Here is a 21,919-nt window from a genome sequence, read left to right on the forward strand (position 1 = left end):
CAAAAATGCCGCTTCTGAAAAAACAGTTGCAGCGTTTCACTTCGAAGATCCGGCTGAGCCTTTTCAGCCGGTCTTTTTTGCTCCTCGGCCTTCTGATGCTGGTTAGCCTGGGAACATGGCTGCACGTATTTTTCAGCATGGAAGAAGGCCCCCGCGCCACCCAAATGGCGCAACGGGTCACGACATCGGTCAGTATCACCCGATCTGCGTTAATTTATGCACCGCAAGAAGTCAGACCCGCTCTGTTGCTGGATCTGGCAACCAAAGAAAGCTTGCGTGTCCAACCCCGCGAACCAACCGATGAACTTGAACCGATCCCGGAATCAAGTTATTGGGATCATGTTGTTGAGGAAATAAAAACCCGTCTGGGGCCCAACGCGCAGGTCATGTGGTCGGTTAACCAGGTTCCCGGCATTTGGGTCAGTTTCGATATTGAAAATGACCACTACTGGCTGGTGTTTGATCGCGAGCAACTCGGGCTAACCGTTGGCTTGCAATGGTTCTGGTGGGGCGCTACCGCACTTTTGTTGGCACTGATCGGCTCGGCAATCAGCGTCAGCTTTGTCAATCGCCCGCTGGCCCAATTGGCCAGAGTGGCCCGACAAGTCGCCCGGGGGCAAATACCGTCCCCCCTGCCACAAGCGGGCCCACTGGAAGTGCGGGAAATGAATGACGCGTTCAACCGCATGCTCAGTGACCTGCGTCGTATTGAAGCCGATCGCGAAATTATGCTGGCCGGTATTTCCCACGACTTGCGCACCCCGCTGGCACGCATGCGTCTGGAAATAGAAATGAGCAATGTCGACGATGAAGCCCGACAGGCAATCGATGAAGATCTGGCGCAAGTCGACCACAGCATTGGGCAGCTTATGGAATACGCTCGGCCGGCGGCGGCCCTGCCGGAAAAAGGCATTGATATTTCCAAGGTTCTGCAGGATATCTACGAGCGTGAAAGAACACACACAGAGGCACTCGGTGGCCACCTGACGGCAGACATCCCCGACAAACTCACCGCCCGTATCACCGCGCACGACTTAAAACGTATTGTTGGCAACCTCATCGAGAATGCGCGCCGCTATGGTCGCTCACCCGTCGACGACAGTTGCCACATCCATTTAAGTGCCAGACAAGAGCGATCACAAACCTTTATTGAGGTCAGCGACAAGGGGGCGGGTGTTGAAGCCTCTGAGATCGAACGTCTGTTACGTCCGTTTTCACGCGGGGAAGCGGCGCGAACCGGCGTTAGCGGAGCAGGCCTGGGGTTAGCCATTGTTGAGCGCCTGCTTGGGCATGTTGGCGGCCGCCTAACGCTCATCTCACCGCCCTCAGGCGGCCTTATTGCACGCATTGCCCTGCCCCTGGCTCGCCACTAAAGCCGGCTGAATCGCATACAATCAACTGAGCGGGCGCAAACTTGTGCCCAGAAAAACCTCGCAGGAGTGCACATGAAAACAGTGGGAGACAAACTGGAACCTTTCAAGGTTACCGGCGTGAAGCCCGGCTTTAGTCAGCATGAGGAAAACGGGGTGTCTGCGTTCGAGGACATCACGGAAAGTTCATTCCCGGGCAAATGGAAAGTCGTTTATTTTTACCCGAAAGATTTCACTTTCGTTTGCCCCACCGAAATTGTTGGTTTCAACGACCTGACTGAACAGTTCGATAAGCGCGACGCGATTCTCATGGGAGGCTCGTCTGATAACGAACACGTTAAGCTGGCATGGCGCCGTGAAAACGCTGATCTGGCCAAACTTGCCCATTTCCAGTTCGCCGACACCAGCGGTGCATTAATCGACCAACTGGGCATTCGTGAACGCAACGAGGGCGTCGCGTTACGCGCCACTTTTATTATCGACCCCGACAACGTTATTCAGCATGTCTCGGTTAATACACTCGACGTAGGACGCAATCCGAAAGAAATTTTGCGAATTCTCGATGCCTTGCAAACGGAAGAGTTGTGCCCCTGCGGTCGCGAGCCCGGTGGTGAAACGCTTTAAGACACTAGGGGCGAAATAGCAGCACGCTTGCGTTGGCTGCAATGCCTTCCTTACGCCCCAGGTAGCCAAGACCTTCATTTGTTTTCGCCTTGATGTTGACTTGACCGGCGTCAATTTGAAGGTCATCCGCTATATATTGAATCATGTCTGCGACATAAGGCGCCATTTTTGGCGCCTGTGCATGTATTGTGGCGTCGATATTGCCCACCAACCAACCGGCTTCACGTACCAACTGGTAAGCATCTCGCAACAGTATCCGGCTATCGGCCCCTTTAAAACGTGGATCAGTATCAGGAAAATGACGACCAATATCCCCCAGTCCTGCACCGCCGAGCAAAGCGTCGGTAAGCGCATGCAGCAACGCATCGGCGTCGGAGTGCCCCTGAAGACCTTTTTCATAGGGAATTGTCACGCCGCCCAGAATAAGTGGACGGCCCTCAACAAACGCATGAACATCAAACCCCTGACCAACACGAATAGACAAACTCATAACCACTTTTCCATCAAATCAAAATCACTTGGCCACGTTACCTTGAAATTGCGCGGATCGCCCGGAATCAGGCGTGGCTCAACCCCATAACGCTCCATCGCCGACGCCTCATCCGTGATTTCAACACCAGCCCGGTGCGCCTGCAAAAGCGCTTTGCGCAAAAGCTCAGCAGGAAACATTTGCGGTGTTTGAGCCAACCATAATGATTCCCGGGAAAGCGTTTCAGCAACGGCATAACGGGTTGCGGGCTTGCCGGCAGTGCCGGTTAAAACACAACCCTCGGCCGGAGCAAATGCAGCCGCTTTATGCGCCTTTTTAACTGTGTCTGCAACCGGCAGAGCCAACAAACCGCCTTGTTGTTCATACAAACAGATGTCAATTAAGCGATTTAAACTGGAAAGCGGCAACCCTGGTCGTGCCGCATCATGGACCAAAACCCAAGCGTCATTATCTAAGGCGGCATCAGCCAAACCCGCCGAAACGGTTTCAGCCCGTGTTGGCCCGCCAACCGGACGCACAACCACCCGCGCCAAACCGTCAAGCACTGCCTGGGCGCGCGGATCGTCGACTGCGACGACAACCCTGACTTGCTCCACACGCGGGTCAGCCAACAACGCCTCCACTGACCAGCGCAACATGGGCTTGCCCTTAAGCAATCGATATTGCTTGGGCACGGCAGCGCCTTCGTTAGAGACATCCAAAGCGCGCTTGCCCACTCCGGCTGCGGGCACGATCGCAATAATTTTCTTAGACATAACAAACCGATTTTATAATGCACAGTGAAATGACAACCGAAATATTTTCCGACGCTCACGCCGTCCCCAATTTGCTGCCCTCATTATCTCAACTGCTCAAGGCCGTTAAACCCGGCGCGCGATATGCAATACCACCACCGGCCGGTTCGGGCGACGCCTGGTTGCTTGCCGAACTCAGCACACAGGCCAAACGCCCCATTCTCGTTCTGTGCGCCGAACCACTAACTGCACAACGCCTCGCCGACGAGATACATTTATTCAATCCCAAGTTAAACGTTAGACCTTTACCCGACTGGGAAACACTGCCTTACGATGGCTTCTCACCCCATCAGGACCTCGTTTCAGAACGCCTGCACACCCTGCACGCCTTGATGCAGCAAAACGTCGATATTCTGACGGTACCTGTCAGCACAGCGCTTTACCGCCTGCCTCCGCCCTCGTTCCTGGCAGCTTATACCTTTTCATTTCGCCAAGGGGACTCTTTGAATGAAGAGGCATTGCGCGAACAGCTCATGTTGGCCAACTACGCGCATGTAAGTCAGGTTACCGCGCCCGGAGAATTCAGTATACGTGGTGGCCTGATTGACCTTTTCCCCATGGGGTCGGCCGTGCCGTATCGCATCGACTTGTTCGACGATGAAATTGAGACGATTCGAAGTTTTGACGTTGACACACAACGCAGTATTTATCCGGTTAAAGAGGTCCAGCTTTTACCTGGCCGGGAATTCCCCATGGACGAGGAAGCACGCAATCAATTCCGTGCGCGCTTTCGTGAGGTTTTCGAAGGCGATCCTTCACGGGCGCTGCCCTATCGCGACATTGGCAACGGCATTGCGTTCGCCGGGGTAGAGTACTATTTGCCGCTTTTCTTTGAAAAGACGGCCACCCTGTTTGATTACTTGAGTGCCGATACACTTGTCGTTACCCTGGGCCTGGTTGAAAACGCCATTACCCATTTCACTCAAGACACCCAAAGCCGTTATCAATTCCTGAAAAGCGACCGGGAAAGACCTGTACTACCGCCGTCAACCCTTTTCCTCGATGCAGAGACGTTTTTTCACACACTAGGCGAGTTCGCCCGAGTCAGCGTGGCAGACGAAGGGGAACATGTTGAAATTCAAGCCAACCCGGATGTCGCGGTGGCGCGGCGTGCGGATGACCCACTGGCCAAACTGCGCCAACTCGTTACGCATTCCTCCGGTCAAATCGTCCTTTGCGCCGACTCCGCGGGGCGTCGGGAAACCTTGTTGCAAATGCTCACTGAGTTTGATTTGCGCCCGGATGCGATCGTTGACTCCCTGAACGATGCGTTGCGACATGCTCCCGGTTTTATTCTTACCGTCGCTCCCCTTGATCGCGGCTTTCAACTGCCCCATGTCCCGCTCACGCTCTTAACCGAGAACAATCTATACCCCGGTCATACACACGGAGTGCGACGCCAGCGGCGCGGCCAGGAAAGGGGCAGTAATGTTGAGGCTATGGTGCGTGATTTGTCGGAATTGCGCGAAGGCGATCCGGTAGTACACGTTGATCATGGCATCGGACGCTACAAAGGCCTGATCAACATGGACCTGGGTGAAGGCACCATGGAGTTCCTGCACCTGGAATACGCCTCCGGCAGCACCCTATATGTCCCGGTTTCTCAACTGCACGTGATCTCTCGCTACAGTGGTACCGACCCGGAACATGCCCCTCTGCATCAACTGGGCTCAGGCCAGTGGGATAAAGCGCGGCGCAGGGCTGCAAAGAACGTGCGCGATGCCGCTGCCGAATTACTGGCGCTTTACGCCATGCGCGCCGCCCGACAAGGCCATCAGTTCAAGCTGCCCATTACCGACTACGAAACTTTCGCAGAAGGCTTCGGTTTCGAAGAGACGATTGATCAGGCCAACGCGATTGAAGCCGTGCTTCAAGACATGACCTCCAACAAACCTATGGATCGTCTTGTATGCGGTGATGTCGGCTTCGGCAAAACCGAGGTTGCCCTGCGTGCTGCTTTCCTTGCCGTAGCCAACGGCAAGCAAGTCGCGTTGCTATGTCCCACGACACTATTGGCGGAACAGCATGCGCAAACCTTCTCCGACCGCTTTGCCGACTGGCCGGTCAATATTGTTGAGCTCTCGCGCTTTCGCTCTACCAAAGAAGTCAATGCGGCGATCGAAGGGCTCAAGAACGGTAAAGTCGACATCGTGATCGGCACGCACAAAATTCTGTCAAAAGACGTTAAGTACAAATCTCTGGGGCTGGTCATCATCGACGAAGAACATCGTTTCGGTGTCCGCCAGAAAGAGGCGTTGAAAGCCCTTCGCGCCGAAGTCGATGTGTTGACACTGACCGCCACACCGATTCCCCGTACTCTGGGCATGTCGTTGGAAGGCATCCGGGATTTCTCGGTAATCGCCACCGCACCTCAGAAACGACTGGCAATCAAAACGTTCGTGCGCCGTGAAGATGGCAGTACCATCCGCGAAGCAGTGTTGCGCGAGCTGAAACGCGGCGGCCAGGTGTACTTTTTGCATAACGAAGTCGACACCATCCATAACCGTCGGGCACGGCTGGAAGAATTGGTTCCGGAAGCGCGTATTGCTGTGGCGCACGGACAGATGCCCGAACGTGAACTGGAAAATGTCATGAAGGGCTTTTACCAGCAACGCTTCAATGTTCTGTTGTGCACCACCATCATTGAAACCGGCATCGACGTTCCCAGCGCCAACACCATTATTATTCACCGTGCCGATCGCCTGGGGTTGGCTCAATTACACCAATTGCGTGGCCGGGTGGGTCGTTCGCACCATCAAGCCTATGCCTACTTGCTAACGCCCGGCGAAGATGCCATTACAAGCAACGCCAAGAAACGACTTGAAGCCATTCAGGCCATGGAGGAACTTGGCTCCGGCTTTTTCCTGGCCATGCACGATCTGGAGATCCGGGGAACCGGTGAGGTTCTGGGGGAATCCCAATCGGGGAATATCCAGGAAGTGGGCTTCGCCATGTACTCCGATATGTTGAATACAGCAGTTAAAGCGCTTAAAAATGGCGAAGAGCCCGACCTGGAATCGCCGTTCGACGCCAAATGCGAGGTTAACCTGCACACCCCTACATTATTGCCGGCCGACTATTGCCCGGACGTTCACGCACGCCTTGGGCTATACAAGAGAATGGCGCATGCCACCAGCCCCGACGACCTCACATCGATTCAGGAAGAATTAATTGATCGTTATGGCAAACTGCCCGACGCTGCCCGTACTTTATTGGCCACGCATCAATTGCGTCTGGTTGCAGAGCCATTGGGTATTACCAAAATCGATGCTGGAGAAACGCAGGCGCTTATTCAGTTTTCAGCAAAACCTAATGTCGACCCCGTCAAGATTATCGAACTGGTGCAAAGTCAGCGCCACGTTAAACTGGCGGGGCAGGACAAATTGAAAATTGAAATGAAACCCGTCGAAAAGAACACTTCGCTAGAACTCATTCAAGCCAGAATAGCGGTCTTGCGCAATATTCTGAACGCGCTGGAATAAAGATCCGCCCACCTTTGCGCCACGACAAGCGCTTTTTCTTAAATCGTTATCATCTTTTGTCATGACCCATCTCGTCATTCAAGCACCGAACTTAAATCCTACCCACGTTGAGAAAATCGCAGCGGTCGCTCAGGCGGCAAGCATACAACGCATCAACAGCACGGCCACTTGTCTGCAGAATATCGACGTTGAAGAACAGGAGTTTATTAGGCAAACATGCGACGCATTGGGTGTCGACGGCGCATTTCTTGAAGAAATCAAACCTTTTTCTGATTGCCGCGTGCTGGCCATGGACATGGACTCAACGCTCATTAATATTGAATGTATCGATGAAATTGCGGATATGGTTGGCCGTAAGCCGGAAGTTGCCGCGATTACAGAAGCTGCCATGCGAGGTGAAATAAAAGACTTTGCCGAAAGCCTGCGACGTCGCGTGGCTTTACTTCAGGGCGTTTCCGTTCGTGATCTGGACAAGGTGTTTGAAGAGCGGTTGCGCCTGAATGCCGGCGCCGAAAAACTTATTCAAACAGCTCAGGCGGCAGGGCTGAAAACCATGCTGGTATCCGGTGGCTTCACGCTCTATACCGAGCGCCTGAAAGAAAAGTTGGGTCTGGATTTCGCTTTTGCCAACACGCTTGAAATAGAACAGGGAAAACTCACTGGGAAGGTTCTGGGCGATATTGTTGACGCACAAGGCAAGGCAGACCACTTAACGTGGCTGGCCAAAGAGACACAAGCCGAGCCTTCACAGATCATTGCGCTGGGAGACGGGGCAAATGATTTAAAGATGCTGGCGCTATCGTATTATTCTGTTGCTTATCGTGCCAAACCCATTGTTCGGCAACAAACGCGTTTCAGTTTGAACGTAAGCGGCCTTGACGCCGTACTGAACTGGTTCAAGCACTAATTCTAGTTAGCGACGACGCAGCAGATAACGATAAACGTAACCGGGGTAAGCCATAACCAAAAAAAGGCTTAACGTAATCACGTAGAATTCCCAGTTTTGCTGAAACACATTGCCCATGCTGGCCTCAAAGGCAAAGGCCAGCAAACCAATCAGGCAATAAAAAACCAAAACTTCACACAAGCGAAGCAAAAATGGCTTAACGCCACTTTTGTGCATCCGCCGCCCTGGGTAGGCCAACACCGCCCCAAACAGCACACTCATTACGACCACGCGCAAGATCAGACCAAGAGGCCCAGCAATACTTCTGCCAATCCAGACCCATGTAATCCAGGCGAAGGCCGCTAAAACAGCAAAAAACAGCAAAGACTCCAGCCAACGAAGCGGCCCATTTGGGAATCGACCGCCGGGAGCCGCCCAAGGCACCACCAGATAAGAGCGCTCGACGAGAAACGGCAAATTCGCTGTTACCAGTGACAAGCCCACTAAAAGCACAATGGCGAGCGTAAGATCCATAGCCGGCAGCTTCCGTTAAATTGTTACGTTACGTTCAGGCAAAACGACACGCTTAAAACCCGAGCGAGCTATCGATAACCGCAACGCATAAGGCCATTAAACCACCCGGCAAAATACCCAAAACCAGAATGGCCAGGCCGTTAACCGACATTAATGTACTGGATACCGTTCCTGTCGGTACAGCGGGCGCCCCCTCCTCAGGTTCGTCGAAGTACGCTACCTTTACAACACGCAAATAGTAAAACGCCCCAATAAGCGAGAACAGTACGGCAATGACAGCAACAATCACATGACCTGCTCCGATTAAGGCCTGCAGTACGGTCAGCTTGGCATAGAATCCCGCCAGTGGAGGAATACCCGCCAATGAAAACATGGCAAGCAAAAGAATCCCGGCCAATAAAGGGCTACGCTGGTTCAACCCCTTCAAGTCGGAAATTTCTTCACACTCAAAGCCCTGGCGACTCAGCAATAAAATAATCCCGAACGAGGCAAGCGTTGTGAGCACGTACACCAACATATAAAACAACGCAGCGCCGTAAGCTTCGGTAGAGACCAGCGGTTGATCTTGAGTCACACCCGAAAGCAAGCCCAGAAACACAAAGCCCATATGCGAAATGGTTGAGTACGCCAGCATGCGTTTAAAGTTGGTTTGCACAATGGCCGTAAGATTACCAATGGCCAGCGACAATACAGCCAAAATCAGTAACATCGGCTGCCAGTCACTCGACAAACCGTGCAGGCTGTCGACCAGCAAACGCATCACAATGGCAAAAGCGGCAATTTTTGGCGCAGCGCCTACGATCAGGGTTACGGAGGTAGGTGCGCCCTGATAAACATCGGGCACCCACATATGAAATGGTACTGCCCCCAATTTAAACGCCAAACCCGCTACAACGAAAACCAGCCCGAACACCAAGGGCAGCGTTTCAGCTTGATCACTTTCGATAACCTGCGCAATGCCTGCCAAATCGAGATTACCGGTGGCACCGTATAACATCGACAAACCGTAAAGCAATATGCCGGACGCCAGCGAGCCCAACACGAAATACTTCATGGCGGATTCCGTCGATTGAATGTGGTCACGACGCAATGCTATCAGCGCATACAAAGCGAACGACATCAACTCAATGCCTAGATAGACGGTCAACAAATTACCGGCCGAAATCATCACCATTTGCCCTAACAGGGCAAACAGCGTCAGCGTGTAGAACTCCCCTCCACGCGCCATCATGTCGCGCTTTTCGGCATACTCCCGCCCATAGATAAGCGTTACGGCAACAGCAATGTAAGAAGCAATCTTAAGAAAATGCGACAGATCATCGACGACATACAAACCGCTGAATGTCGCCCCTTCAAAGCCCTGCATCCACTGATAGGCACTGACAACCGTCAGCACCCCCAAAGTGCACAGCGTCAACCCATAAGTACGTAACCGGGTCTGGCTGTCGCTGAACGCATCGATCAGCAATACGGCCATGGCCAGAATCAAGAGCAGAATCTCGGGTAATGCCATAGAGAACAGAAATTGATATTGCATAATGATTCAGGCCTACAGTTTCGAAACAGAGACATGTTGCAGCAGTGCCTCAACCGAGACATGCATGACATCGGTAAACGGCTTCGGATAAATGCCCATGTAAAGCACGGCGACCGCCATCACACCCAGAATGAGGAATTCGCGCGCATTCAGATCCGACATGCCGCGTACCTCTTCGTTGGTAATGTCACCAAAAGCCACGCGCTTGACCATCCATAATGAATACGCAGCGCCAAGAATCAACGCAGTGGCCGCCAGCAAGCCAATCCAGAAGTTGTATTCAACCGCGCCCATAATGACGGTAAATTCGCCGACAAAACCACTGGTTGCAGGCAACCCGGCATTGGCCATGGAAAACAACACAAACAAGGTGACAAAACGCGGCATGACATTCACTACACCGCCGTACGCGTCGATGCGACGTGTATGCATGCGGTCGTAAAGTACGCCAATACAAAGGAACATCGCACCTGAAACGAAACCATGCGAGATCATTTGAACAATGGCCCCTTCAACACCGGCGGTATTGAAAATGAAAAAGCCCAGGGTCACAAAGCCCATATGCGCCACCGAAGAGTACGCCACCAGTTTTTTCATGTCGTCTTGCACAATGGCGACCAGGCCAATGTATATCACTGCAATCAACGACAGTGAAATCATGAGCCAGGCGAGATCTTGCGATGCATCGGGCGCGATCGGCAGCGAAAAGCGCAAGAAACCATAAGCGCCCAGCTTCAACATGATGGCGGCCAGCACTACCGACCCCCCCGTCGGTGCTTCAACGTGCGCATCGGGTAGCCAGGTATGTACCGGCCACATCGGCACTTTCACAGCGAAGGCAGCCAGCAATGCCAGGAAGATCAGCACTTGAGGGGTATAGGCCAGCGGCAGTTGATGCCAGGTTTGAATATCGAAAGAGCCTCCCGAGGCATGCCACAAATAGATGAAAGCAACCAGTGTCAGTAATGAACCCAACAAGGTATACAGAAAAAACTTGAATGCCGCATATACCCGATTCGGACCGCCCCATGCCCCGATAATGATGTACATGGGTATCAGGGTGGCTTCGAAGAAAACATAAAACAGCAGACCGTCGAGCGCGGCAAACACACCCACCATCAAACCCGACAAAATCAGGAATGCAGCCATATACTGCGCCACTTTGCGCGTAATGACTTCCCAACCGGCCACCACCACAATAATAGTAATAAACGCGGTCAACAGCACAAACCACAGGGAGATTCCATCGATGCCGAGGTGGTAATTAACGGCAAACGTTTCAATCCATGGTGATTTTTCCACGAACTGCATGTCGGATGTGTTGTTGTTGAAACCGGCATACAAGGGCAACGTGACCAGAAAGCCCAGAACAGCACCCGCCAATGACAGCCAGCGCGTCAGGCCGGGCCGGTCGTCGCGGCCCAGCAGCAGCACCAGAAGGCCTGCCACTATGGGCACAAAAATCGACAAGGTAAGCCAAGGAAGAGAGGAAGACGCCATATCGCTAGCCATCAGTGAACCATCAGCACAAAATAGGTTAGAAACGCCAGAATGCCGATAATCATGGCAAACGCGTAGTGATAAATGTAGCCGGACTGGATATGCCGGCTAACGGCCGCCACCATGCCAACCACATGGGCACTGCCATTAACCAGCACACCATCGATGAAGCCGCGGTCACCCTTCTGCCATAAGCCCCGACCCAGGCACCGCGCGCCGCGCATAATAACCTGCTCGTTGAACCAGTCGGCATAGTATTTGTTTTCCAGCACTGTGTTCAGCCCGGAAAGCTTCGACTTGATGGCTGCCGGCACGGCAGGATTGACCATGTAGCAATACCAGCAAATAACGAAGCCTGCGACCACCAACCAGAATGGCAGCGTGATAAAACCGTGTAAACCATAAGCCAGCCAGCCGTGCCAGCCTTCAGCCAGATCCGCCATTGCTGGGTGCGACGGCAGGTTTGCAATAACACCACTAAAGTAGCCGTTGAACAACAAGGGGTCGACAAACCAGATACCCGCAATTACCGATGGAATCGCCAGCAATACCAGCGGTAGCGTTACCACCCAGGGCGACTCGTGAGGTGGGCCGCCATGATGCCCGTGATTGCCATGATCATGACTGCCATGGCCGTGGTCGCCTTGCGTGTCAAAGCGTTCTTTACCGTGAAACACCAAGAAGTAAACCCGGAAAGAATATAGCGAAGTCACCAATACGCCAATCAGGGTTGCGTAGTAGGCAAAGCCCGCGCCCCACACATTTGCCGCGCCGGCGGCTTCGATAATGTGTTCCTTCGAGTAGTAACCTGAAAAGAACGGGGTACCCACCAGGGCTAGCGTCCCCATCAGGAAAGTAATCCAGGTAATCGGCATGTATTTACGCAGGCCACCCATGTTGCGAACATCCTGATCGTGATGCATGCCGATAATGACAGAGCCCGCACCCAGGAACAGCAGCGCTTTGAAAAAAGCGTGCGTCATTAAGTGGAAAATGGCAACCGAGTATGCTGATGCACCCAGGGCAACTGTCATGTAGCCCAGCTGGGAAAGCGTGGAATAAGCGACAACGCGCTTGATGTCATTCTGGATAATCCCCAGAATACCCAGGAACAGGGCACCGATCGCACCAATGACGATGATGAATGACAAAGCCGTATCGGAAAGTTCGAATACCGGCGAAAAGCGCGCCACCATAAAAATGCCGGCCGTCACCATGGTTGCTGCATGAATCAATGCCGAAATGGGCGTGGGGCCTTCCATTGAGTCGGGCAACCAGGAGTGCAAGGGAACCTGGGCAGACTTACCCATCGCGCCAATAAACAGGCAAATACACGCCACCGTAACAAGCGACCAATCGGTGCCGGGGAACGACGTTTCCGCCAGTGAACCTGCCTGTGAGAAAACCTGGTCGTAATTCATGCTGCCGGTATAGGCAAACAGCAAGCCAATACCCAAAATAAAACCAAAATCGCCGACACGGTTAATGAGAAACGCTTTCATATTGGCGAAAATAGCGGTTGGCCGGGTATACCAGAAACCAATCAGCAAATACGACACCAAGCCCACCGCTTCCCAACCGAAGAACAGCTGCAGCATATTGTTGGCCATAACCAGCATGAGCATGGAAAAGGTGAACAATGAAATGTAGGCGAAAAAGCGCTGGTAACCCGGGTCATCTGCCATATAACCAATGGTGTAAATGTGCACCATGAGTGAAACTGACGTGACGACCACCATCATCAGGGCGGTCAGGCTATCGATTAAAAAGCCGATTTCGATAGCGGTGCCGCCAATGGCATTCCATGTGTATACGGCGCCATTAAAGGTTTCCCCATTCAGTACCTGGAACAGCACCACAACCGAGCCAATGAACGAAATAAGCACACCCAGAATGGTGATGCTATGGGCAGCCGAGCGACCCACCTGACGCCCCAGAAACCCTGTACCGAAAAGACCCGCCAATATCGCCCCCACCAATGGAGCCAAGGCAACAACAAGATATAAAGTGGTTGAACTCATAGTTATTTATTCCATCAACCGTTCAGGTGATCCAGTTCTTCAACATTGATGGTGTTCAGGTTACGGAACAACAACACCAAAATAGCCAGGCCGATCGCCGCTTCTGCGGCGGCGACGGTAAGAATGAAGAACACGAAGACCTGACCCGAGGCTTCGCCCAGCCAGGTGGAAAACGCCACAAAATTAATATTGGCCGACAATAGAATCAGCTCGATGGACATGAGCAGAATCAACAAATTACGTCGATTCACAAAAAAACCAAAAATACCGATGCAGAAAAGAATGGCTGCCAGAACCAGATAGTGGGCCAAGGTAATGGTCATTATTTTTCCCCCTGGTCGCGCGACTCATCGACCTTTTCAGTTTGAGACGGCAGGTTAACCAGACGCACCCGATCTTTGGCCCGCACTTTTACCTGCTGCGATGGATTGCTGTACTTCACATCGCGTCGACGGCGCAGGGTAAGTGCAATTGCCGCAACCATGCCGACCAACAAAATAACCGCACCAACCTCAACGGCGAAAAAATATTGGCCGTACATGAGCTCGCCCAGCGAAGCGGTATTGTTGTAACCCGCTTGTTGCGCCGCCGGGCCGCCGGTGTCGCCCCATGTGGTAATAAGCACAAAGGCCATTTCCAGCACCATGATCGACCCGATAATCAGACCCATGGGTAAATACGCTTTTACTCCGCGGCGGAGATTTTCCATTCGCACATCAAGCATCATGACGACGAACAGGAAAAGCACCATCACCGCACCCACATAAACCAGCACAAGCAACAAGCCAAGGAATTCCGCACCAATCAGAATCCACAACATTGCAGCAGTAAAGAATGCCAGAATCAGATTCAATACAGCGGTAACCGGGCTTGCAGCGGTAATAACGCGAAACGCAGCGACCACCAGAACAACGGCCAGCAAATAAAACAGGACAGTAGCAAATGTCATAAGAGTCAGTCCTGAAAATCAGCGATAAGGCGCGTCTTCGGATCGACGGCGCGCAATTTCAGATTCGTAGCGATCACCAATCGCCAACAACATGTCTTTGGTGTAGTACAGGTCGCCCCGCTTTTCACCGTGGTATTCATGAATATGGGTTTCCACAATGGAATCCACCGGACAGCTTTCTTCGCAAAACCCACAGAAAATACATTTGGCCAGATCAATGTCGTAGCGACTGGTACGACGGGAGCCGTCGTCTCGCTCTTCAGACTCAATCGTAATGGCCAGGGCGGGGCACACCGATTCGCACAACTTGCAGGCAATACAACGCTCTTCACCGTTCGGATAACGACGCAACGCATGCAACCCGCGAAAGCGCGGTGAAGCAGGCGTTTTTTCCTGCGGATAGCGCAATGTCACTTTCCGTTTGAAAAAATTCTTGCCGGTTAACCGCATGCCTTTAAGCATTTCGGTAAGCATTAAACTGCCGAAAAAATCTTTAATCGCTTCCATATCTAGCCCCAGTTAACCCTTTATTGCCAAATATTCCACGGCGTTTGCATCCAGATCGCCACCACGACCAGCCAGACACCCGTCAATGGAATAAATACTTTCCAGCCCAGGCGCATAATTTGGTCGTAGCGATAACGGGGAAACGTTGCACGGAACCATATGAATAGGGAAACCACGAAAAAGGTCTTGAGACCCAACCACAACCAGCCGGGAATCCAGGTGAAGGGTGCGATATCAATAATGGGAAGCCAGCCACCCAGAAACATGATAGAAGCCGTAGCCGACAGCAGAATCATATTGGCGTACTCACCCAGGAAGAACAGCGCGAAAGCCGTACCCGAATACTCCACCATGTGACCCGCAACAATTTCCGACTCACCTTCGACGACATCGAATGGGTGCCGATTGGTTTCCGCCACACAAGACACCACGTAAATAACAAATAGCGGCAGCAGTGGCAGCCAGTTCCACGACAGGAAGTTCAGCCCCATGTCGGCAAACAGGCCACGGTCTTGACCCAACACAATATTGCTTAAATTCAGCGAACCCGATACCAGCAGTACCGTAACCAGCACGAACCCGATTGCCAGTTCATACGACACCATTTGAGCCGCTGCCCGCATTGCGCCCAAAAAAGCGTATTTCGAATTCGATGCCCACCCTGCGACAATAACGCCGTAAACCCCCACCGACGTAATAGCCATCAGGTAAAGCAAGCCCGCATTAATATCGGAAAGTACGAGCTCGGGCCCAAACGGAATGATGGCCCAGGCGGCCAAAGCCGGCATTAGCGTGACAACCGGCGCCAGAATAAACAAAATCTTATTCGCCTGACTGGGAACCACCAGTTCTTTTGTGAGCAATTTAAAAACGTCGGCAAACGGTTGCAGTAGCCCACGCGGCCCCACCCGTGTAGGGCCCAAGCGAATATGCATGGCACCGATCATTTTCCGTTCCCAATAGGTAAGGTAGGCAACGCAAAGAATGATCGGAACGGCGATCACCACAATTTTTACCAGCGTCCAAACCACATACCACGCAGTTGGCCCGATCAGACCCGCCCCAAACTCGTTAATTGTGTTCAGCCATTCCATTTAGGCACGCTCCAACGTAACTTGGCCAAAGGCACTACCCAGGTCAACGGTTTGCGGAAACGCTGTAGCAACACGTACAGTACCCGGCGCCACGGCGTCGTCTGCCTGTACTTGCAAAACCACCTGCCCGGTTTCTGAACGAACCCGCGCGGCATCGCCTGCTTGCAAACCATATTGCTTCAATGTTTCCACATGCGCGCGCAAAACGGGCGGACGGGAAGCCGGCGTTTCCTGCAAAGGTTTGGCGCGACGAACAATTGAGTCACTGCGATACACCGGCACATCGGCCACGCGCTCAAGCCCCTCGACCTCATTGACCAAGGCCGGCGCAATACGAACTTCGTTAGATAGCCTTTCATGCGCGTTGGGCGACAACACGGCATCCCGCACTGCCTCTGATGTCTCTTCGTCGAAACCCGACAATTCGAATAAGTTACCCAGAACACGCAACACTTTCCAGGCTGGACGCGTTTCACCGAATGGCGCCGCTGTGCCACGGAAGCTTTGCGCACGCCCCTCTGCATTCACAAACGTGCCCGACGTTTCTGTGTAGGGAGAAACCGGCAACATAACATCGGCCCAATCAGCAGCCGCATTGGCGTAAGGGGTAAGCGCCACGTTGAACTCTGCCTGCTTCAGGGTTTGCACAGCTTGCCGGCCGTTATCGGCATCAAACAGGGGTTCAGCGTGCATGACAACATACGCTTTTAATGGCTTGCTTAGCATTTGCGCAGCCGTTTGCGCGCCGACGGCCGGTACAGCCCCTGCCAAATAACCACCTACCGTGTTACCACCGGTTGTTAGCAACCCAAGACGCCCTTTCGCCAGCCGTGCAACCTCTTGTGCATTGGCCGCAATCTGAGAAGCAAAAGGCGAAGTGACCGCGGTGTTACCCAACAAAATGGCAACACGTTGACCTGAAGCCAACATTTCGGCAACACGTTTTGCCGCGTCCGAGATTTTGACACCCGCGAAAGCCTGAGCAGGTGATTCACCGGCAGACTCAGCCAATGCCACCGCGACTTCCGCCAGCGCGTTGGGCAGAGCTGAAGGCTTTACTTCAAAATGCGACGCGACATTAATGAGCGGATCGTCGTAGGCGCTACCAATAAATGCGATCTGGGTACCCGTTTTGGCGGCCTGACGCAGGCGCTGCGCCATGAGAGGCTGATCTTTGCGGATAAAACTGCCCACAACCAAAACACGATCCAGCGTATTCAACTCGGCAACCGGCATGCCAAGCCAAGGGGCGCCCTGGAATGCCTGGACAAAATCCGTATCGTTATAGCGCAGACGAAAATCAATATTTTCCGAACCAAGGCTGCGCGTAAGTCGGGCCAATAGCGATAACTCTTCCACCGTAGCCAGTTCACTGCCCAATGCGCCGATTTGATTCGCACCGTGTTGGTCGCGTACTTTGTTCAGGCCTTTCACTACAGCCTGCAACGCATCGCCCCAAGACGCTTCCGACCAATTGCCGTCGGCGTCTTTCACCATGGGATGCGCCAGGCGATCGCCGGCATACAAACCGGTATAGGCAAAACGATCACGGTCGGAAATCCAGCACTCGTTAACCTCTTCATTTTCGAAGGGAACGACGCGCATCACCTGATCGTTCTTCACTTGTACAACAAGGTTCGCACCCAGGCTGTCGTGCGGGCTCACCGACCGGCGACGCGCCAGCTCCCATGTACGCGCCGAATAGCGGAACGGCTTGGACGTCAGTGCCCCAACCGGGCAGATGTCAATCATGTTGCCCGACAACTCGGACTCGACCGCCCGCCCCACGAAGCTGGTGATTTCGGAGTGCTCTCCCCGGTTAATCATGCCCAACTCCATCATGCCGCCGATTTCCTGACCGAAGCGCACACAACGGGTGCAATGAATACAGCGCGGCATTTCTTCTGCGGAAATGAGCGGCCCCATCTCTTTATGAAAGACCACGCGCTTCTCTTCTTTATAGCGCGAAGCCGACTCGCCGTAGCCCACCGACAAATCTTGCAATTGGCATTCACCGCCCTGATCGCAAATAGGGCAATCGAGAGGGTGATTGATCAGCAGGAACTCCATAACGCTTTCTTGTGCCGCCACCGCTTTTTCCGACGCGGTGTGAACAACCATGCCGTTGGAGGCCGGCGTGGCACAAGCGGGCATGGGTTTGGGGGCTTTTTCAACCTCAACCAAACACATGCGGCAGTTGGCCGCAATAGACAATTTCTTGTGATAGCAAAAATGCGGCACATACAGCCCGAGCTTATTGGCCGCATGCATAACCATGCTGCCTTCGGGCACTTCAACTTTTTTGCCGTCGATGGTGAGTTCAACCATTAGCGTATCCTGACCCTACAAATATTTGGACACCACACAGCTTTTATGCTCGATGTGGTGTGCGAACTCGTCGCGGAAATGCTTGATAAAGCTGCGAACGGGCATGGCTGCAGCATCACCCAGCGCACAAATCGTGCGACCCATGATGTTATGCGCAACGGAATCAAGAACCTCAAGATCTTCCGGACGCCCTTGACCGTGCTCAATGCGATGCACCATGCGATACAACCAACCCGTACCCTCGCGACACGGTGTGCACTGCCCGCAGCTTTCTTCATAGTAAAAATAAGACAGGCGCATCAAAGATTTCACCATGCAGCGGGTTTCGTCCATGACGATGACGGCCCCCGAACCCAGCATCGAGCCGGCTTTGGCAATGCCGTCGTAATCCATGGTGGTTTCCATCATGACGTCGCCCGGCACCACCGGAGCACTCGACCCTCCGGGAATCACCGCTTTGATTTTACGCCCGCCACGCATGCCGCCTGCCAACTTTAAAAGCTCTGAAAACGGCGTGCCCATTGGAACTTCATAATTCCCCGGTAATTCGACGTCGCCCGACACAGAAAACAACTTTGTGCCGCCATTATTGGGGATGCCGGTTTCCAGATAGGCTTGACCGCTGTTGCGGAAAATCCAGGGCACCGCAGCGAACGTTTCCGTATTGTTGATGGTGGTGGGCTTGCCGTATAAGCCATAGCTGGCTGGGAAAGGCGGTTTGAAACGTGGCTGACCTTTCTTGCCTTCCAACGACTCCAGCAGTGCGGTTTCTTCCCCGCAAATATAAGCGCCATAACCATGGAATGCGTGCAACTGGAAACTGAAATTGCTGCCCAGGATTTTGTCGCCCAGAAAACCGGCTTTACGCGCTTCTTCCAGCGCTTCTTCGAAACGATCATATATTTCGAAAATTTCGCCGTGAATATAGTTGTAGCCCACGCTGCAACCCATGGCGTAAGCCGCAATAGCCATACCTTCAATGACAATATGTGGGTTAAAGCGAAGGATATCGCGGTCTTTGAACGTACCCGGTTCGCCTTCGTCTGAGTTACACACCAGATATTTCTGACCAGGTAGGTTGCGGGGCATGAAGCTCCACTTCAAACCAGTGGGGAAGCCCGCCCCCCCACGACCGCGCAAACCAGAGGTTTTAACTTCTTCAATGACGTCTTCCGGTGACATGCCGGAGGACAAAATTTTGCGCAAGGCTTCATACCCGCCCCGCTTGACGTAATCTTCCAGGCGCCAATTCGTGCCATCGAGACCGGCCACGATTTGCGGGCTGATATGACGATCATGAAAAATCATACTGCGCGACAAATCGTTGTTGGGCGCAATATCGAGGCCTTCCGAAAATTTTTGCAAAATAGCGGCGGTGCTCATTGCGCCCCCCCGTTCTGTTTCAATTCATTGATCATGGCATCGATCTTTTCCGGCATCATGCGCACACACATGTGCTTGTTGTTCACCAACATGACCGGGGAATCTCCACAAGCGCCCATGCACTCACCCTCAACCAATGAGAAGAGACCGTCTTGCGTTGTTTCATGAAAACCGATACCCAACGTTTTCTTCAAATGCTCCGCTGCGCTAACCCCGTCGCGCAAGGCACAGGGCAAATTAGTGCACACGGATATTTTGAAACGACCAGGAAGCTGGGTATCGAACATATTGTAGAACGTTGCCACCTCTTGAACAGCAATAGGTGGAACCTGCAAATAACGGGCAACATCTTCAATAACGTCGATAGAAACCCAGCCTTTCTCGTCTTGGGCTATGGCCAATGCAGCCATAATGGCTGATTGCTTCTGTTCTTCGGGGAACTTGATCAGTTCCCGGTCAATTTTCTGATAGGCTTTTTCGGAAAGCAGCATAGTTTGATCCGGTCGTTACCTTGGCTTGCGCCCGTTAGCGGTCAATTTCACCAAACACAATATCGAGCGTGCCGATAATGGTTACCGCATCGGCAATCATGTGCCCACGTGACATTTCATCAAGCGCTTGCAAATGCGCAAACCCCGGCGCACGAATTTTCAAGCGATACGGCTTATTGGCCCCATCGGAAATCATGTAAATACCAAATTCGCCTTTGGGATGTTCAACCGCACTGTAGGCCTCGCCACGCGGCACATGCATCCCTTCGGAAAACAACTTGAAATGGTGAATGAGATCTTCCATCCCGGTTTTCATTTCCTCGCGCGAAGGCGGCGCGACTTTGTGGTTGTCGACGATGACCGGGCCGGGATTATTGCGCAACCACTCAACGCACTGGCGAATAATGCGATTACTTTCACGCATTTCAGCCACACGCACCAGATAACGATCGTAGCTGTCGCCGTTCACACCTACCGGTATGTCGAAATCGAGGCGATCGTACACTTCATAAGGTTGCGTGCGACGCAAATCCCACTCCACACCGGAACCACGCAGCATAGGCCCGGTAAAGCCCAGCGCTTTGGCGCGATCCGGGTCGACTACACCGACGCCCACCAAACGCTGCTTCCATATACGATTATCTGTTAACAGCGTTTCGTATTCATCAATACAGGTTGGGAAACGATTGGTGAAATCTTCAATGAAGTCGAGCAATGAGCCGGAACGTGCATCGTTCATGGCTTTTAATTCTTTGGCGCTGCGGTATTGGCTGCTTTCACCATATTGCGGCATGGTGTCAGGCAGATCGCGATACACGCCGCCCGGGCGATAGTATGCCGCATGCATGCGCGCACCGGACACGGCTTCGTAACAATCCATTAGGTCTTCACGCTCGCGGAACGTATAAAGAAATACCGCCATGGCACCCACATCGAGCGCATGCGAGCCGAGAGACATTAAATGATTCAGAATCCGGGTGATTTCGTCGAACATGACCCGGATATACTGCGCGCGCAATGGCACCTCTATGCCGGCCAGCTTTTCAATCGCCATCACATAGGCGTGCTCATTGCACATCATGGAAACGTAATCAAGACGATCCATGTAAGGCAAGCTTTGCAAATACGTTTTATGCTCGGCCAGTTTTTCGGTGGCACGATGCAGCAAACCAATGTGAGGATCGGCGCGCTGAATAACTTCACCGTCGAGCTCAAGAACCAGGCGCAACACGCCGTGTGCCGCAGGGTGCTGAGGCCCGAAGTTCAGGGTGTAATTCTTGATTTCAGCCATGTTATCGCTCTACTCCGTAGCCCTCTTCACGCACGATACGCGGCGTAATTTCGCGCGGCTCAATGGAAACCGGCTGATAAATCACCCGTTTCTGCTCGGTGTCGTAACGCATTTCAACGTTGCCCGACAGAGGGAAATCTTTGCGGAAGGGATGCCCGATAAACCCGTAATCGGTAAGAATGCGCCGCAAATCAGGGTGACCTTCGAACACAATGCCATACAAATCGAATGCTTCGCGCTCGAACCAGTTCACCGAAGGCCAGACATTGAACAGCGTATCTATCACGGGGAATTCATCGTTTTGCACCCATGTACGAACTCGCAACCGCCAATTGTGCGCAACAGACAGCAGGTGGATCACAACGGCATAACGTTGCGGAAACTTGGGCGGCGCAACCTGCGCGGCGGGTTCGCCGTAAGTGGCGTAATCGACCCCGCATAAATCGATGCATAGTTCAAAAGACAATGCCGGCGTATCACGCAAAGCCGTACAGACATCTACCCACTGGCCCGCCGGGACATCAAGAGTGAGCTCGTTCAACGCTTCCTTCAGGGAACAGTTTTGGGCAAACTGTGTCTGCAGGTGATTTTTCAGAGTTTCAAGCCGGGTCATAATAAATTCGTCGGACGATTTAAAG

At 52.9% G+C, this 21,919-nt stretch carries 19 protein-coding genes; 4 read left to right on the forward strand and 15 right to left on the reverse strand.

Annotated features, from left to right (window positions below):
• The first annotated feature begins 5 nt into the window (after window positions 1-5).
• Window positions 6-1,373, forward strand: a complete 1,368-nt coding sequence (locus tag CJO09_RS02580) for a sensor histidine kinase (protein ID WP_119440946.1) — start codon at window positions 6-8, stop codon at window positions 1,371-1,373.
• Between the two features lie 72 nt (window positions 1,374-1,445).
• Window positions 1,446-1,994 (forward strand): peroxiredoxin, encoded by a 549-nt coding sequence (locus tag CJO09_RS02585; RefSeq protein WP_119440947.1) that lies wholly within the window; start codon window positions 1,446-1,448, stop codon window positions 1,992-1,994.
• 4 nt (window positions 1,995-1,998) lie between these two features.
• Here CJO09_RS02585 and ispF read toward each other — a convergent pair whose 3' ends face one another.
• Window positions 1,999-2,484 carry a 2-C-methyl-D-erythritol 2,4-cyclodiphosphate synthase gene (gene ispF, locus CJO09_RS02590; RefSeq protein WP_119440948.1) on the reverse strand — a complete coding sequence of 162 codons (486 nt, stop codon included), beginning with the start codon at window positions 2,482-2,484 and terminating at the stop codon, window positions 1,999-2,001.
• Window positions 2,481-3,239 carry a 2-C-methyl-D-erythritol 4-phosphate cytidylyltransferase gene (gene ispD / locus CJO09_RS02595; RefSeq protein ID WP_119440949.1) on the reverse strand — a complete coding sequence of 253 codons (759 nt, stop codon included), beginning with the start codon at window positions 3,237-3,239 and terminating at the stop codon, window positions 2,481-2,483. Before ispD ends, ispF begins: the two co-directional genes overlap by 4 nt.
• Before the next feature lie 29 nt (window positions 3,240-3,268).
• On the opposite strand from ispD, the gene mfd reads away from it, so the two are divergent.
• Together mfd and serB are read left to right on the forward strand one after the other, a co-directional pair.
• Complete coding sequence (gene mfd / locus CJO09_RS02600) at window positions 3,269-6,760, forward strand: transcription-repair coupling factor (protein ID WP_119440950.1); 3,492 nt, start codon at window positions 3,269-3,271, stop codon at window positions 6,758-6,760.
• 61 nt (window positions 6,761-6,821) lie between these two features.
• Window positions 6,822-7,667 (forward strand): phosphoserine phosphatase SerB, encoded by an 846-nt coding sequence (gene serB / locus CJO09_RS02605; RefSeq protein WP_119440951.1) that lies wholly within the window; start codon window positions 6,822-6,824, stop codon window positions 7,665-7,667.
• 6 nt (window positions 7,668-7,673) lie between these two features.
• Here the strand turns inward: serB and CJO09_RS02610 are convergent, their stop codons facing one another.
• From CJO09_RS02610 to CJO09_RS02670, 13 genes are read right to left on the reverse strand one after another with little or no spacing between them, the layout of a single operon-like run.
• A complete protein-coding gene (locus CJO09_RS02610) occupies window positions 7,674-8,180 on the reverse strand; it encodes a DUF2818 family protein (protein WP_119440952.1) in 507 nt (168 codons plus the stop codon).
• 52 nt (window positions 8,181-8,232) lie between these two features.
• Window positions 8,233-9,717, reverse strand: coding sequence for an NADH-quinone oxidoreductase subunit NuoN (gene nuoN, locus CJO09_RS02615; RefSeq protein WP_119440953.1), 1,485 nt, complete (start codon window positions 9,715-9,717; stop codon window positions 8,233-8,235).
• A 12-nt stretch (window positions 9,718-9,729) separates the two neighbouring features.
• A complete protein-coding gene (locus tag CJO09_RS02620) occupies window positions 9,730-11,232 on the reverse strand; it encodes an NADH-quinone oxidoreductase subunit M (RefSeq protein WP_119440954.1) in 1,503 nt (500 codons plus the stop codon).
• The gene (nuoL, locus tag CJO09_RS02625) at window positions 11,229-13,238 is read right to left on the reverse strand and encodes an NADH-quinone oxidoreductase subunit L (protein ID WP_119440955.1); all 2,010 of its coding nucleotides are present in this window, start codon (window positions 13,236-13,238) and stop codon (window positions 11,229-11,231) included. The genes CJO09_RS02620 and nuoL overlap by 4 nt, the downstream gene beginning before the upstream one ends.
• A 14-nt stretch (window positions 13,239-13,252) precedes the next feature.
• Window positions 13,253-13,561, reverse strand: a complete 309-nt coding sequence (gene nuoK / locus CJO09_RS02630; protein ID WP_119440956.1) for an NADH-quinone oxidoreductase subunit NuoK — start codon at window positions 13,559-13,561, stop codon at window positions 13,253-13,255.
• A complete protein-coding gene (locus CJO09_RS02635; RefSeq protein WP_119440957.1) occupies window positions 13,561-14,187 on the reverse strand; it encodes an NADH-quinone oxidoreductase subunit J in 627 nt (208 codons plus the stop codon). The genes nuoK and CJO09_RS02635 overlap by 1 nt, the downstream gene beginning before the upstream one ends.
• A gap of 18 nt (window positions 14,188-14,205) precedes the next feature.
• Window positions 14,206-14,694 (reverse strand): NADH-quinone oxidoreductase subunit NuoI, encoded by a 489-nt coding sequence (gene nuoI / locus CJO09_RS02640; protein WP_119440958.1) that lies wholly within the window; start codon window positions 14,692-14,694, stop codon window positions 14,206-14,208.
• 20 nt (window positions 14,695-14,714) lie between these two features.
• Entirely contained in the window at window positions 14,715-15,788 is a 1,074-nt protein-coding gene (gene nuoH, locus CJO09_RS02645) for an NADH-quinone oxidoreductase subunit NuoH (RefSeq protein ID WP_119440959.1), read from the reverse strand.
• Window positions 15,789-18,116 carry an NADH-quinone oxidoreductase subunit NuoG gene (gene nuoG, locus CJO09_RS02650; RefSeq protein ID WP_119440960.1) on the reverse strand — a complete coding sequence of 776 codons (2,328 nt, stop codon included), beginning with the start codon at window positions 18,114-18,116 and terminating at the stop codon, window positions 15,789-15,791. It abuts the gene before it with no gap.
• 15 nt (window positions 18,117-18,131) lie between these two features.
• On the reverse strand, window positions 18,132-19,499 hold the full coding sequence (gene nuoF, locus CJO09_RS02655) for an NADH-quinone oxidoreductase subunit NuoF (RefSeq protein ID WP_119440961.1): 1,368 nt from the start codon (window positions 19,497-19,499) through the stop codon (window positions 18,132-18,134).
• Window positions 19,496-19,990 (reverse strand): NADH-quinone oxidoreductase subunit NuoE, encoded by a 495-nt coding sequence (gene nuoE / locus CJO09_RS02660; protein WP_114419848.1) that lies wholly within the window; start codon window positions 19,988-19,990, stop codon window positions 19,496-19,498. Before nuoE ends, nuoF begins: the two co-directional genes overlap by 4 nt.
• Before the next feature lie 34 nt (window positions 19,991-20,024).
• Window positions 20,025-21,281 (reverse strand): NADH-quinone oxidoreductase subunit D, encoded by a 1,257-nt coding sequence (locus CJO09_RS02665; RefSeq protein WP_114419850.1) that lies wholly within the window; start codon window positions 21,279-21,281, stop codon window positions 20,025-20,027.
• Between the two features lies 1 nt (window position 21,282).
• Complete coding sequence (locus CJO09_RS02670) at window positions 21,283-21,894, reverse strand: NADH-quinone oxidoreductase subunit C (RefSeq protein WP_119440962.1); 612 nt, start codon at window positions 21,892-21,894, stop codon at window positions 21,283-21,285.
• Between the last annotated feature and the right edge of the window lie 25 nt (window positions 21,895-21,919).

Source organism: Neopusillimonas maritima (assembly GCF_003576595.1).
Classification (GTDB): domain Bacteria; phylum Pseudomonadota; class Gammaproteobacteria; order Burkholderiales; family Burkholderiaceae_B; genus Neopusillimonas; species Neopusillimonas maritima.